Genomic DNA, 13,708 nt, shown 5'->3' on the forward strand with positions numbered 1-13,708 from the left:
GCCCGGCGGCGTCTTGGCGATCCCTTGTTTGCAGGCGTTAGCGCGTGGGGATCGCCCACTCGGGGGCCGAGGCCGCCGAGGACGGCGGCGAACCTCGCGGTGCCATTCGACATCGCGAGGTTCCCGGACCATGACCACCTGGCCTCGTACCGCGGCATAGCCCCAAGGGTGAGGAGCTTCGGCACGTCGATCAGGGCGCCCGCACAGCGTCGGCCGGTCCGCCGTTCGGCAGAACGGCGGAAGTCCCTAGCCGCCCAGATATGCCTTGCGAACGTTATCGTCGTGCAGGAGCTCCTGTCCGGTACCGGTCATGGTAATCTTGCCGGTCTCGAGCACGTAGCCGCGTGTGGCGATGGAAAGAGCCATCTGTGCGTTTTGCTCGACCAGAAGCACCGTGGTCCCGGCCTTATGCAGATCCTCGACAATCTGGAAGATCTGCTCAATCAGAATTGGCGCCAGGCCCATGGAAGGCTCGTCGAGCATGAGCAGCTTGGGGTTACTCATAAGGGCGCGGCCCATAACGAGCATCTGCTGCTCGCCGCCCGAAAGGGTGCCGGCGACCTGGCGACGGCGCTCCTTCAGGCGCGGGAACTGCTCGTAGACGCGCTCAAGGCCCGGAGCCACCGTTGACTTGGGCTGCGTATAGGCGCCCATTTCCAGGTTCTCCTCGACCGTCATCTGCAAAAAGGCGCGACGACCCTCGGGAACCTGAGCCAGACCCTTACCAACCAGCTTGTCGGCGGGCGTATGGGTAATGTCCTCGCCCATAAACTTGATGGAACCGGTCTTGGAACGCAGCAGGCCCGAGACGGTTTTAAGCGTCGTGGACTTGCCGGCACCGTTCGCGCCGATCAAGGCCACGATCTCGCCCTCGTTGACGTTAAAGGAGATGTCCTTGATGGCGTGGATAGCGCCGTACCAGACGTTGATGTTGTAGACGGAAAGCATCGGCTCTGCCATTTAGTCCTCCCCCTTATCCTGCTTGCCCAGATATGCCTCGATAACGGCATCGTTGTTCTGGATCTCCTCGGCCGTACCCTTGGCGATGACCTTGCCAAAGTTAAGCACGCAGATACCCTCGCAGATATTCATGACGAGCGACATGTCGTGCTCGATAAGCATGATGGCGATACCGAAGGTGTCGCGGATCTTGACGATGTTCGCCATGAGCTCCGCGGTCTCGGACGGGTTCATGCCGGCGGCAGGCTCGTCGAGCAGCAGCAGCTTGGGGTTGGTGGCAAGCGCGCGGACAATCTCCAGACGACGCTGAGCGCCATAGGGAAGCGAGCCGGCCTGTTCATTTGCCAAGTGCTCCATATCAAAAATGGACAGCAGCTCCATGGCGCGCTCATGGGCGGCCTTCTCGTGCTTCCAATACGTCGGCAGGCGCAGCACGCCCTCAAAACCGGAGTAACGCTCCTGGTTGTGCAGGCCGACCTTTACGTTATCCTCCACCGTCATGGTGTTAAACAGGCGGATGTTTTGGAAGGTACGGGCGATGCCCATACGGTTGACCTGGTAGACGGACTTACCCGAGGTATCCTCACCGTCGAGCAGGATGGTTCCGTGCGTGGGCTGGTACACCTTGGTAAGCAGGTTGAAGACCGTGGTCTTGCCGGCACCGTTGGGGCCGATCAGACCGGCGATCTCGGTCTTGCCGATGGTCAGGCTAAAGTCATCGACCGCCTTGAGGCCGCCGAACTCAATGCCCAGGTGGATGCACTCAAGCGCCGGGCGATGACCCAGGTCGCGATCGGGAACAATGGCGCCAGAAGGATACGGGACCATCTTGCCCTTGTTGAACTCAAACTTACTGGGCATCGGCTGCCACCTCCTTCTTGGAAGCAAAACGATCCTCAATACGTGCAAAGAATGCCTTGAGCTGCGGATTGTTGGTAAAGACCATGACCAGAATCAACACGATGGCATAGATGAGCATGCGGTAGTCCGAGAACTGGCGAAGCAGCTCGGGCAGCACCGTGAGCAGTGCGGCCGCAATGACGGAGCCGCGCATATTGCCCAGACCACCCAGGACCACGAACACCAGGATGAGGATGGACGTGTTGAAGTCAAACTTGGTGGCGGAGAGCTGCGAGAAGTTACCGCCAAACAGGGCTCCGGCAGCACCGGCGAGGGCAGCTGAAACCACGAAAGCGATCATGCGGTACTGGGTGACAGAGATACCCACGGACTCGGCAGCGATCTTGTTGTCGCGCACTGCCATGATGGCACGACCGGTACGGCTGCGAACCAGGTTGAGCACAATCACGAGCGCCACCATAACCAGGATGGCACCGGCGAGGAAGGTCGAGTACGTCGACACGCCCGATGCGCCCTGGGCGCCCTTGATGATGGCGGTGCCGTCCTCGAGCAGGTGCAGATCGTCGATTGTGGAGTTACCCGTGATGTTAAAGATCACGTGCAGGCCGCGAGAGTCGACGCCCACGATAAGGCAGGTAACGATCTCTTTGATAATCTCGCCAAAGGCCAAGGTCACAATGGCCAGATAGTCACCGCTCAGGCGAAGGACCGGGATGCCGATCAAAAAGCCCAGGATGGCAGCGGCGATGGCGCCGACCACAATGCTGATGGCCAGGCGAATGGGGTCGGAGGGCACGACGCTCTCGAGGGCGACGGCGGTAACGATGCCCGTATAGGCGCCGACGCTCATAAAGCCTGCGTGGCCCAGCGACAAGTCGCCCGCGATGCCGACGACAAGGTTGAGCGAGATGGCCATGACGATGTAGGCCGTGATGGGGACCAGCTGACCGGCGATCATGCGCGGGATCATATGGTTGGACTGCATAAAGAACACGATGGCGAATGCCACGATGCACATGGCGTACGTGACAAAGTCGTGACGCGTCTGCTTGTCTTTAAGGAACTTCATAGCGCTCACCTACACCTTCTCGGGGACGTACTTGCCCAAGAGGCCGGCAGGCTTGACGAGCAGGACGATAATCAGAACACCAAAGACGATGGAGTTGGCAAGACTCGTGGAAATGTAGGCCTGGGCCATCGCCTCGATGATACCGATGAGAATGCCGCCGACAAAGGCACCGGGAATGGAGCCGATGCCGCCGAAGACGGCAGCGTCGAAAGCCTTGATGCCGGGCATGGCGCCCGTGGTGGGCTGCAGCACCGGCGAGTAGGAGCACAGAAGCACGCCGGCGATAGCGGCAAGTGCCGAGCCGATGGCAAACGTCATCGAGATGGTGCGGTTGACGTTGATGCCCATGAGCTGAGCGGCGGCCTTGTCCTCGGACACGGCACGCATGGCCTTGCCCATCTTGGTCTTACCCGTAAAGAATACCAGGCCGGCCATGATCACCAGGCAGGCGACGATGGTGACGAGCGATACGGCGCTCACGTTGTACTTGGCCAAGAACTCCGGCACTGGGAAGGTGACGAGCGAAGTAAAGTTCTTGGGCGTGGCGCCCCACAGGAGCTGCGCGGCATTCTGCAGGAAGTAGGACACGCCGATAGCCGTGATCAAAACGGCCAGCGGGCCCGCCTGACGCAGCGGCTTATAGGCCAGGCCCTCAATGAGAACACCGAGAACCGTGCAGACCGCGCAAGAGAGAATTACAGATGCCCAGCCCGGGAGGCCGAGATACGACGTGGCGCAGAACGAGACATAGGCACCAACCATGATGACGTCGCCGTGAGCGAAGTTCAGCATCTTGGCGATACCGTAGACCATGGTGTAGCCCAACGCGATGATGGCGTAGACGCTGCCCATGGACAGGCCGTTGACCAGGTATTGGATAAAGACCGTCATGTTCCACATCCCCCTTTCGAATAGGTTTCCAGTTGATGTATGAAACAGGGACGTTACGTTGCCCCTAGATACCAAGCAAGCAGGGAAGGCCAAAACCTCCCCTGCTTGGGACCAAAACCGCTCTATGTAAGGCGGCCAATTAGGCCTGTACGTACTTGCCGTCAGTGATGACGTACGCAGTCGGGTCCTTCTGGACCTGGCCCTTGTCGTTCCAGGAGAGCTTGCCGGTCAGGCCGTCAACGGTAATGTTGCACATGGCCTCGGGCAGTTTCTCGGCGACTTCGGTTGGATCAGCGTCGACGCCAAGGCCGGCCTCCTTGAGGGCCTCGGCCACAGCATGCACGCCGTCATAGGCGTCGGCGGCAAACTGGTCGGGAGTATCGCCGTACTTATCCTTGTAGGCATTGACGAAGTCGGCGTTCTTCTCGTCGTCGGCGGAAAACGGGGTCATGAGCAGCAGGCCCTCGGCAAGAGAGGTGTCGAAGCCCTCCACGCCCAGGATGCCGTCCATGCCGTCGCAGCCCATCATCTTGACGTCATAACCCATATCCTTGGCATTCTTGAGCAGGACGGAGGCCGGAGTGTAGTAGATCGGCGCGAAGATCATGGTGGCGCCAGCCTGCTTAGCCTTGGTCAGCTGGTTGGTAAAGCTCGTGGCGGAGTCGTCCTTAAAGGTCTCCTCGTCGACAATCTCGAGCTTGGACTTAGCAGCCTGGGCCTTAAAGGCATCCGCGACACCCGAAGAATAGGCGTCGCCGGAGTTATAGAACAGCACGAACTTCTCGTCCGCATACTTCTCTGCCAGGAATTTGGCGGCGTTGACGCCTTGGTTGGGATCGGTAAAGCAGACCTGGAAGACGCAATCCTTGCCGTCGGTGACGTCCTCGGAGGACGCGGACGGGGTAATCATAAACGTCTGGGGGTTGTTGCCGCACTCGGCGGCAACGGCAACCGACGCACCCGTGGTGGTCGGGCCGACGAGGGCCTGCATGCCCCAGTCGAGCAGGGTGTTGAAGGCGTTAACGGCCTTCTCGCCGTCGGCCTGGTCGTCCTCGGCCTTGCTGACAAGCGGTAGCTCCTTGGTCGAGAAATCCTTGCAGCCAAGCTCGACGCCCTGGGTAACGGACTTGCCGTACGACGCGGCGGCACCGGTCAGCGGGCCGATGGTGCCGATCTTAAACGAAGCGTCGCTCGAAGCGGAACCGCTGTCGCCGCCGTTGGAGGAGCAGCCAGCTAGAATGGACATTGCCCCCAGACCTGCTGCGCTCGCGATAACGCTCCTGCGATTCATAACAGGGTTCAATGACTTACCGGTGAGGCTCGACATGCGGCTCTCCTCTCAAATCTCGTCGGGTTTTGGCTGCCCGACAGGCCATCCTTCGCCGTGCTCGGCGTTCGCAAAATAGTAGACGCTTTAGTTAGGAAAAGTGGCGATTATTTCAACTTTTCTTTGGATTTGTTCATTTATCCATAGTTCTGCGTATTCCTACTACTTTATGCAGTAATGCCACTTTATTATGTAAAAGTAATGTTTCCATTCTGTTACAAGCGTTCCCGCTCTCAATAAACATGGTGCCCCCCCTTTCGCTGGCCGCGACGCGTCCGTCTTGCGGTACAGGGCAAACCTTATGGCGCAAACGCTGACAGTTTGTTATGGGAGTTCGTTTGTAGCGAGCGTGTTTCCAATATTTCCGCAGCGTTTCGGGGGTAGCGTTTTGCACAGCTCCGGCTGCCTGGCAAGCACGCGCCCGCACTTCACGCTAGAATGCACTCAACCTATAAGCAGTTAATCCATCCACAAGATGCACGAAGGAGCTATCTATGAGCGAACCCCTGCGCACCGTGAACGTCGGTCTGATCGGCCTGGGAACCGTCGGCGGCGGCGTGGCCCGTCTGATCAAGAGCCACCACGATGAGTACCTGGCAGCCTACGGCATCGACCTTAAGCTGACCCGCGCCTGCGCGCTTGCTTGGGAGCAGGCCGAGGCGGCAGGCATTGAGCGCGAGGCCTTTACGAGCGACTGGCACGACGTCGTCACCGACCCCGCCATCGACATCGTCGTCGAGCTGATCGGCGGCGAGCACCCCGCAACCGAGATCTTCACCACCGCCTTTGAGCACGGCAAGCATGTCGTCTCTGCCAACAAGGCCCTGCTGGGCCGTCACGTCGAAACGCTTGCCGAGAAGGCGCGCGCGTGCGGCGTGCAGATTAAGTGCGAGGCCAGCTGCGGCGGCGGCATCCCCATCGTCAGCACGCTTGAGCACGACCTGGTGGGCAACAAGATCCTGACCATCGCCGGCATCCTCAACGGCACCACCAACTACATCCTGTCGCGCATGGACGCCGAGGGCGCCGATTACGCCGATGTGCTCGCCGACGCACAGGCCAAGGGCTATGCCGAGGCCAACCCGTCCGCAGACGTCGACGGCTTCGACGCCGCCAGCAAGACGGCAATCCTCGCCTCCATCGGCTTTGGCACCCGCGTGACCACCGACGATGTGTACCAGCAGGGTATCCGCACCATCGGCGCCGAGGACATCACCCAGGCCCGCGAGCTCGGCTACACCATTAAGCTGCTGGGCATCGCCCGCAACACCGACGTCGGCGTCGACGTCCGCGTGCATCCCACGCTGATCCCCGCCGACCACATGCTTGCCAAGGTCAACGGCGCCATGAACGCTGTCTACGTGGTAGGCGACGCCGTGGGCGAGACCATGTTCTACGGTGCCGGCGCAGGCTCCTTCCCCACCGCGAGCGCCGTCGTGGGCGATATCCTGTCGCTCTCCGAGCAGATCAGCCGCGGCGTGGCTCCGCTGCCCGAGATTGAGCCCTATGGCCACAACCTCGCCTTTAAGCCCATGGACGAGCTCCAGACCAAGTACTATGTGCGCCTGAAGGTCGCCGACCGCGTGGGCGCCCTGTCCGAGACGGTCGATATCTTTGCCAAGCACAACATCTCGATCTCGCTCATCAACCAGGTCGAGGACGGCAAGTCGGGCGTCAGCGATGCCTGCTCGGTCATCTTCCTGACGCACCGCGCGCTCGAGAAGGACGTCCAGGCTGCCGCCGCCGAGCTTGCCAGCGTCGACTGCGTGGCCGAGGTCGCCAACGTCCTGCGCATCGAGGACGTCGAGGCTTGGACCGAAGGCGTCATGGCCAACTAACCCAACGCTCGCCCAGCAATACGCACTTTGAGGGCTCCCGTCCGACGTGGGACGGGAGCCCTTTTGTCACCTGCCCTAAGCACAACGGCAGAGCATATTTGCGCGAGCCGCTCATCGGTAACACGGGCTACCGTTCACCGATATGCAAACGCGACCGATTCCGGCTACCGCTACGCTGTGCTGCGTATATCCGCCCGCAAAGAGAGGAAGCACCATGTTGCTCGAGGGCAAGAAAGCGATCATCACCGGAGGCACGCGCGGTATCGGCTATGCCATCGCCTGCCGTTTTATCGAGGAAGGTGCTGCCGTCACCGTCTTTGGCTCGCGCCAGGAGACTGCCGACGCTGCCGTTGAGAAACTGACGACCGCTTATCCCGAGGCCAAGGTCTGGGGCCGCTCCTGCGACCTCACCTCGCTCGAGGCCGTAACCGAGGCCTTCGCCGCGGCTGCCGACGATATGGGCGGCTTGGACACCGTCGTCAACAATGCCGGCATCTCCCAGCGCTCTCCCCTTTTGGACTACACGGCCGAGGAGTTTGCAAAGGTCATGGACCTCAACGTCGTCGCTGTCTTTAATGGCCACCAGGCTGCCGCCAAGATCATGACCGAGGCCGGCCACGGCGGCACCATCACCACCACGAGCTCGATGGTCGCCAAGTACGGCCAGCCCTCCGGTGTCGGCTACCCCACGTCCAAGTTTGCCGTCAACGGCATGGTCCAGTCGCTCTCGCGCGAGCTCGCCCCCATGGGCATTCGCGTCAACGCCGTCGCCCCCGGTGTGACCAAGACCGATATGGTCGCCAACCTGCCCGAAGAGGTCATCAAGCCCATCATCGCCACCATTCCGCTGGGCCGCATGGGCGAGCCCGAGGATGTCGCCAACGCCTTTGTCTTCCTGGCGAGCGACATGTCCGCCTACGTCACGGGCGCCATCCTCCCCGTCGACGGAGCCGCCCGCTCCTAAAGGTCGCAAGCCACAGCTTTAAACCTCAACCGAGCTCAACGCAAGAAGGTGCGCTGCCTGCATCAACCGCAGGCAGCGCACCTTCTTCTATTCGAAAAGGAAACTGCGTCCCATAATTCCGGCTCAGAATGGGATGCGCTTTCCCTAACGAGCCTCTCGCGGAAACTGCATCCCACTCTGAGCGCCCATTCCGGGACACAGTTTCCCAACGCTCCCCGTTTCGGAAACCACATCCCGTTCCGAGCCTTCAAAGCGGGACGCGGCTTCCCCGAGAAAGTATCGACTACTTACCGTCGTCGTCTTCGGCTTCTTCGCGCGCATAGAGCTCCAGCATGCGACGGCGGTATTCGCGCACAGCGAGCTTGGCGCGCTCCAGGCGGCGGCGCTCACGCGGAGTCAGCTCGGACGGGTCGACCTCGTCTCCATAGGTCTTATCGGCAAGCAGGTGCGCCGCGTCCACAATGCGCGCATCGATGTGGCCGCTCGCTGCCTCGGCGGAAAGACGCTCGGCAATCGTATCGAGCGTAGGCAGGCCCTCGAATACGCGACCATGGCCATGCGAGGTCAGCAGCTCGTGCTCGCGCGCGAGCAAGCTCGCTAGGTCGTGGTGGGCGCGCAAGATGTCGAGCGCATCGGATGGATGCTCGGCAACCTCTGCCACGGCGGCGACCGGTGCGGCATCCACCACGCGGTAGAAGAGCTGCGCGAGCAATGGCATCAAGAACACCGTGATGGCACCGGCGGCAACCATAACCGACGCGATGTCTTGCGACAGCGCGCCCGCGTTGACGGCAACGCTCGTCACGGCAACGATGATCGGCAGTGCCGTGGTGCAGTACAGGGCAACGGTAATGCGACCGTACGCCGACACATCGCGCGTCGCAGGACAAATGCTCATAGAGATAAGAATGGGCACCGCGCGAATGATCAACAACGCCACGATAAAGCCTACGAGTAGGCCAGGGCGCGATGCTACAGCCGTCAGGTCAATCTTGGCACCCGACACGGTAAAGAATACCGGGATCAAAAAGCCATAGGCAAGGCCATCGAGTTTAAGCTCGAGCGTATGGTTGCCCTCGGGGATGATATAGCGCAAGACAAAGCCGGCGGCAAAAGAACCCAACACGATGTCGAGATCAAAGACGGCCGAGAACGCCACGAGTGTGACCAGGATGAGCACCGTCAGGCGCACGAAGGTCTGTGACGTGGTATCGGCGCGTTCCTCGACAAACGCAAAGAAGCGGCTGCCGACGCGCTTGGAGCGGCTTGGGACCACGGCCAGCAACACGCAAACCACCGCAAACAAGCCAAGGATTACAAGCGTTTGAATGCCAGTGCGGGCAGACAGCAGCACCGACATAGCAAGCACGGGCCCAAGTTCGCCCCAGGTGCCATACGCGAGAATCGAGTCGCCCACGCGTGTGCCGGCGAGCGAACGCTCACGCATGATGGGCACGAGCGTGCCGAGCGCCGTCGAAGTGAGGGCAAGCGTCACGGCGATACCGTCGAAATGGCTGACCGAGAACCACGGGGTAAAGCGCACGGCGAGCCAGGCGATACCAAACGTGACGACCCACGTCGCCAAACCGTAGCGTCCCTCGACGCCCGTGATGCTCTTGGGGTCGATCTCAAAGCCGGCAAGCAGGAACAAAAAGGCCAGACCGAGCTCGGACACGAGCGAGACCTCGGCATCTACATGGATGACGCCGAGCATATGGGGTCCCAGCACCGCGCCGAGCACGAGCAAAAAGACCGTCTCGGGAACGGGTTTTCCAGGAATCGCCGAGGCGATAAAAGGACTCGCAAAGGCCACGAGTGCGATGATGGCGAGCGAAACGAATGCCATGTGATGCCTTTCTCTTGTTTGCGCTTCACTGTAGCACCCTCGCCGTCCTCAACGCGCCGCGAGCTGTCGTATCATAGTGAGGTTTACAAACATGTGGCTCAAGGCGACCGCAGGGCAGACCCCGCAAACCGACCGCTGCCGCATACCGTACCGTACGCCCAACCGATCAGGAAGGCAGGAACCAATGGTCTCTCGTATCTACGTGGAGAAGAAACCCGGGTTCGACGTCGAGGCTCAGCAGCTCAAGGGCGAGCTGACCGAAATTCTCGGCATCAAGGGCATCGAGGCCCTGAGGATCATCAACCGCTACGACGTCGAGGGCATCGACGAGGAGCTTTTCCGCTCCTGTGTGCCGACCGTCTTTAGCGAGCCCCAGGTCGATGTGACCTACGACGAGCTCCCCGCAAGCGATGGCGCCGTCTTTGCCGTCGAATTCCTGCCTGGCCAGTTTGACCAGCGCGCCGACTCCGCCAGCGAGTGCGTGCAGCTCATCAGCCAGGGCGAGCGCCCCGCCGTGCGCTCCGCCAAGGTCTATATGATCTCGGGCGCCCTGGACGAAGCCGCCATCGAGGCCATCAAGCACTACGTGGTGAACCCCGTCGAGGCGCGCATCGCCTCGCTCGACCTGCCCGAGACGCTGTACATGGAGACCCCCGAGCCCCAGCCCGTCGAAGTGCTCGACGGCTTCCGCGAGCTCGATGAGGCCGGCCTTGTCGCCTTTATCTCCGAGCGCGGTCTTGCCATGGACGAGGCGGACATCGCCTTCTGCCAGCAGTACTTCCGCGATGAGGACCGTGACCCCACCATCACCGAGATCCGCGTGATCGACACCTACTGGTCCGATCACTGCCGCCACACCACCTTCGGCACCGTCCTGGATGATGTGACGATCGATGACGCCGTGGTGCAGCAGGCCTTCGACCGCTACATGGAGATGCGCCACGAACTCGGTCGCGACGCCAAGCCCGTCTGCCTCATGGACATGGGCACCATCGGCGCCAAGTACCTTAAGAAGACCGGCGTCATGACCGATGTCGATGAGTCCGAGGAGATCAACGCCTGCACCGTCAAGGTGAAGGTCGATGTCGACGGCGAGGACCAGGACTGGCTGTTCCTGTTTAAGAACGAGACCCACAACCACCCGACCGAGATCGAGCCCTTCGGCGGTGCTGCCACTTGCGTGGGCGGCGCTATCCGCGACCCGCTCTCGGGCCGCAGCTATGTGTATCAGGCCATGCGCGTCACCGGTGCCGGCGACCCCACCGTCCCCGTGTCCGAGACGCTCGAGGGCAAGCTGCCGCAGCGCAAGCTCGTAACCACCGCTGCCGCCGGCTACTCCAGCTACGGCAACCAGATCGGCCTTGCCACCGGCCAGGTCAACGAGCTCTATCACCCCGGCTACGTGGCCAAGCGCATGGAGGTCGGCGCCGTCGTGGGCGCTACCCCGGCAAACCACGTGCGCCGCGAGTGCCCCGCCCCCACCGACAAGATCATCCTGCTGGGCGGCCGCACCGGCCGCGACGGCATCGGTGGCGCCACCGGCTCCTCCAAGACCCAGAACACCGAGTCCATCGAGACCTCGGGCGCCGAAGTCCAGAAGGGCAACGCCCCGGTCGAGCGCAAGCTGCAGCGTTTGTTCCGCCGCGGCGACGCCTGCCGCCTGATCAAGCGCTGCAACGACTTTGGCGCCGGCGGCGTCTCGGTTGCCGTGGGCGAGCTTGCCGACGGCCTGTATGTCGACCTGGACACCGTGACCAAGAAGTACGACGGCCTGGACGGCACTGAGCTCGCCATCTCCGAGTCCCAGGAGCGCATGGCCTGCGCCGTCGCCGACGATGACGTCGAGGAGTTCATGGGCTACGCCGCCGAGGAGAACCTCGAGGCGACCGTTATCGCCGAGGTTACCGCCGAGCCGCGCATGCGCATGGCCTGGAACGGTGTCGCCATCGTCGACCTGTCCCGTGAGTTCCTCAACTCCAACGGTGCACCCAAGCACCAGGTCGCCCACGTCTGTGCCCGCAGCGTGTGGCAGCCCAGCTGGGCCGGCACCACGCTTGCCGAGCGCATGACCTCGCTTGTCACCGACCTCAACGTCGCCTCCAACAAGGGCCTTTCCGAGCGCTTCGACTCCACCATCGGTGCCGCAACCGTGCTCATGCCTTTTGGCGGCAAGACGCAGCTCACCCCGAGCTCTGCCATGGTCGCCAAGTTCCCCGTGGATGGCGAGACCACCACGGCGAGCGCCATGGCATGGGGCTTCAACCCCTACCTGATGGAGGCCGACCAGTTTGCAGGCGCCTACCTGTCCGTGGTTGAGTCCATCGCCAAGCTCGTGGCCGCCGGCTTTGAGCACAAGCGCGCCTATCTCTCCTTCCAGGAGTACTTCGAGCGTCTGCGCACCGAGGCCGAGCGCTGGGGCAAGCCCACGGCAGCCGTCCTGGGCGCCCTCATGGCCCAAGTCGACCTGGGTGCCGGCGCCATCGGTGGCAAGGATTCCATGAGCGGCTCGTTTGAGGACGAGGCCGGCGAGCTCAACGTTCCGCCGACCCTCATCAGCTTCGCCGTGGCCGTGGGCAAGGCCGCCCGTGCCGTCTCGCCCGAGTTCAAGGGTCTGACGCACCGCGTCGTCCGTATCGCCCCCGCCACCTATGGCGAAGACTACCGCCCCGACGCCCAGCAGCTGCTCGCCGCGTTTGACGCCGTCGAGGCGCTCACTGCTACCGGCGACGCCCTGGCCGTCTCCACGCCCGGCTACGGCTGCGGCGCCGAGAGCCTCTTTAAGATGTGCGTCGGCAACCAGATCGGTATCGAGCTTGCCGAGGATGTGGACGTGGAGAGCTTCTTCACCCCGCTCTACGGCAGCTTTATCGTCGAGCTCGCCGATGACGCCGAGCTGCCCGAGGTCGCCGACGGCGTTGTCGTCGAGCCCCTGGGCACCACCGTCGAGGGCTATGCCATCGATACCGGCTCCGAGGTCATCGAGCTCTCCGAGCTCCAGGAGGCCTGGGAGAGCGGCATCGAGGGCGTCTTTGCCTACCGCAGCGCCGGCGAGACCCCCGAGGTCGAGACCATCAACTTCCGCGCCAAGGATATCCACGTGTACGGCGGCGCCAAGATCGCCCGTCCGCGCGTGATCATCCCGGTGTTCCCCGGCAACAACTGCGAGTACGACAGCGCCCGCGCCTTCCGTGCCGCCGGTGCCGAGGCCGACACCTTCGTGATCAACAACCTCACGCCCGAGGCCGTCGCCGAGAGCACCCACGAGCTTGCCCGCCGCATCCGTGCAAGCCAGATCGTCATGATCCCCGGTGGCTTCTCGGGCGGTGACGAGCCCGACGGCTCCGCCAAGTTCATCACGGCGTTCTTCCGCGCTCCCGAGGTCACCGAGGCAGTCCGCGACCTGCTCAAGGCCCGCGACGGCCTGATGCTGGGCATCTGCAACGGCTTCCAGGCTCTGGTCAAGCTCGGCCTGGTGCCCTACGGTGACATCGTCGACGCCACGCCCGATACGCCCACGTTGACGTTCAACACCATCGGTCGCCACCAGAGCCGTCTGGTGCGCACCCGCATCTCGTCCAACTTGTCCCCGTGGCTGTCGCAGTGCAGCCTGGACGACCCCTACACCGTCGCCATCAGCCACGGCGAGGGCCGCTTTGTCGCCAATGACGAAGTGCTCGCCCAGCTGATCGCCAACGGCCAGGTCGCCACGCAGTACGTGGGCGAGAACGGCAAGCCCAGCATGGATCTCTCCGTCAACCCCAACGGCTCCGCACTCGCCATCGAGGGCATCACGAGCCCCGACGGCCGCGTCCTGGGCAAGATGGGCCATGCCGAGCGTCGCGGCGACAACCTGTACCGCAACGTGCCCGAGCATGTCCCCGGCGATAAGTTCATGCCAATCTTTGAGAGCGGCGTGGCCTACTTCGCTTAAACCTTTCCCATCGGGTACAAT

Annotated in this window: 9 protein-coding genes; 3 read left to right on the forward strand and 6 right to left on the reverse strand. The window is 62.3% G+C overall.

All coding sequences use genetic code 11. The annotated features are described in order from the left end of the window. Positions 1-246: 246 nt before the first annotated feature. The 5 genes from DW645_RS04100 to DW645_RS04120 all read right to left on the reverse strand — a co-directional run bounded on the left by DW645_RS04100 (position 247) and on the right by DW645_RS04120 (position 5,108). Positions 247-948 (reverse strand): ABC transporter ATP-binding protein, encoded by a 702-nt coding sequence (locus tag DW645_RS04100; protein WP_035137222.1) that lies wholly within the window; start codon positions 946-948, stop codon positions 247-249. 12 nt (positions 949-960) lie between these two features. Continuing rightward, entirely contained in the window at positions 961-1,821 is an 861-nt protein-coding gene (locus tag DW645_RS04105; RefSeq protein ID WP_117786369.1) for an ABC transporter ATP-binding protein, read from the reverse strand. Then, complete coding sequence (locus tag DW645_RS04110) at positions 1,811-2,890, reverse strand: branched-chain amino acid ABC transporter permease (RefSeq protein WP_117786368.1); 1,080 nt, start codon at positions 2,888-2,890, stop codon at positions 1,811-1,813. The genes DW645_RS04105 and DW645_RS04110 overlap by 11 nt, the downstream gene beginning before the upstream one ends. 9 nt (positions 2,891-2,899) lie before the next feature. Beyond that, positions 2,900-3,781, reverse strand: coding sequence for a branched-chain amino acid ABC transporter permease (locus DW645_RS04115; protein ID WP_117736810.1), 882 nt, complete (start codon positions 3,779-3,781; stop codon positions 2,900-2,902). A gap of 139 nt (positions 3,782-3,920) precedes the next feature. Next, complete coding sequence (locus tag DW645_RS04120; RefSeq protein WP_118226430.1) at positions 3,921-5,108, reverse strand: ABC transporter substrate-binding protein; 1,188 nt, start codon at positions 5,106-5,108, stop codon at positions 3,921-3,923. A gap of 494 nt (positions 5,109-5,602) precedes the next feature. On the opposite strand from DW645_RS04120, the gene DW645_RS04125 reads away from it, so the two are divergent. After that, positions 5,603-6,946 (forward strand): homoserine dehydrogenase, encoded by a 1,344-nt coding sequence (locus DW645_RS04125; protein ID WP_117786366.1) that lies wholly within the window; start codon positions 5,603-5,605, stop codon positions 6,944-6,946. Between the two features lie 214 nt (positions 6,947-7,160). Continuing rightward, positions 7,161-7,910 (forward strand): SDR family NAD(P)-dependent oxidoreductase, encoded by a 750-nt coding sequence (locus DW645_RS04130; RefSeq protein WP_117786365.1) that lies wholly within the window; start codon positions 7,161-7,163, stop codon positions 7,908-7,910. Positions 7,911-8,193: 283 nt separating this feature from the next. Here DW645_RS04130 and DW645_RS04135 read toward each other — a convergent pair whose 3' ends face one another. Then, the gene (locus DW645_RS04135) at positions 8,194-9,756 is read right to left on the reverse strand and encodes a cation:proton antiporter (RefSeq protein WP_117786364.1); all 1,563 of its coding nucleotides are present in this window, start codon (positions 9,754-9,756) and stop codon (positions 8,194-8,196) included. Between the two features lie 184 nt (positions 9,757-9,940). Here DW645_RS04135 and DW645_RS04140 point away from each other — a divergent pair, with 184 nt between their 5' ends. Then, the gene (locus DW645_RS04140) at positions 9,941-13,687 is read left to right on the forward strand and encodes a phosphoribosylformylglycinamidine synthase (protein WP_118226432.1); all 3,747 of its coding nucleotides are present in this window, start codon (positions 9,941-9,943) and stop codon (positions 13,685-13,687) included. Positions 13,688-13,708: the final 21 nt, after the last annotated feature.

It is taken from the genome of Collinsella sp. AM23-17 (genome assembly GCF_003470945.1).
GTDB classification, from domain to species: Bacteria; Actinomycetota; Coriobacteriia; order Coriobacteriales; family Coriobacteriaceae; genus Collinsella; species Collinsella aerofaciens_O.

Coding starts and splice junctions, on each gene's coding strand:
- DW645_RS04100 (WP_035137222.1), bottom strand. CDS start 948: ATGCTTTCCGTCTACAACATCAACGTCTGGTACGGCGCTATCCACGCC.
- DW645_RS04105 (WP_117786369.1), bottom strand. CDS start 1,821: ATGCCCAGTAAGTTTGAGTTCAACAAGGGCAAGATGGTCCCGTATCCT.
- DW645_RS04110 (WP_117786368.1), bottom strand. CDS start 2,890: ATGAAGTTCCTTAAAGACAAGCAGACGCGTCACGACTTTGTCACGTAC.
- DW645_RS04115 (WP_117736810.1), bottom strand. CDS start 3,781: ATGACGGTCTTTATCCAATACCTGGTCAACGGCCTGTCCATGGGCAGC.
- DW645_RS04120 (WP_118226430.1), bottom strand. CDS start 5,108: ATGTCGAGCCTCACCGGTAAGTCATTGAACCCTGTTATGAATCGCAGG.
- DW645_RS04125 (WP_117786366.1), top strand. CDS start 5,603: ATGAGCGAACCCCTGCGCACCGTGAACGTCGGTCTGATCGGCCTGGGA.
- DW645_RS04130 (WP_117786365.1), top strand. CDS start 7,161: ATGTTGCTCGAGGGCAAGAAAGCGATCATCACCGGAGGCACGCGCGGT.
- DW645_RS04135 (WP_117786364.1), bottom strand. CDS start 9,756: ATGGCATTCGTTTCGCTCGCCATCATCGCACTCGTGGCCTTTGCGAGT.
- DW645_RS04140 (WP_118226432.1), top strand. CDS start 9,941: ATGGTCTCTCGTATCTACGTGGAGAAGAAACCCGGGTTCGACGTCGAG.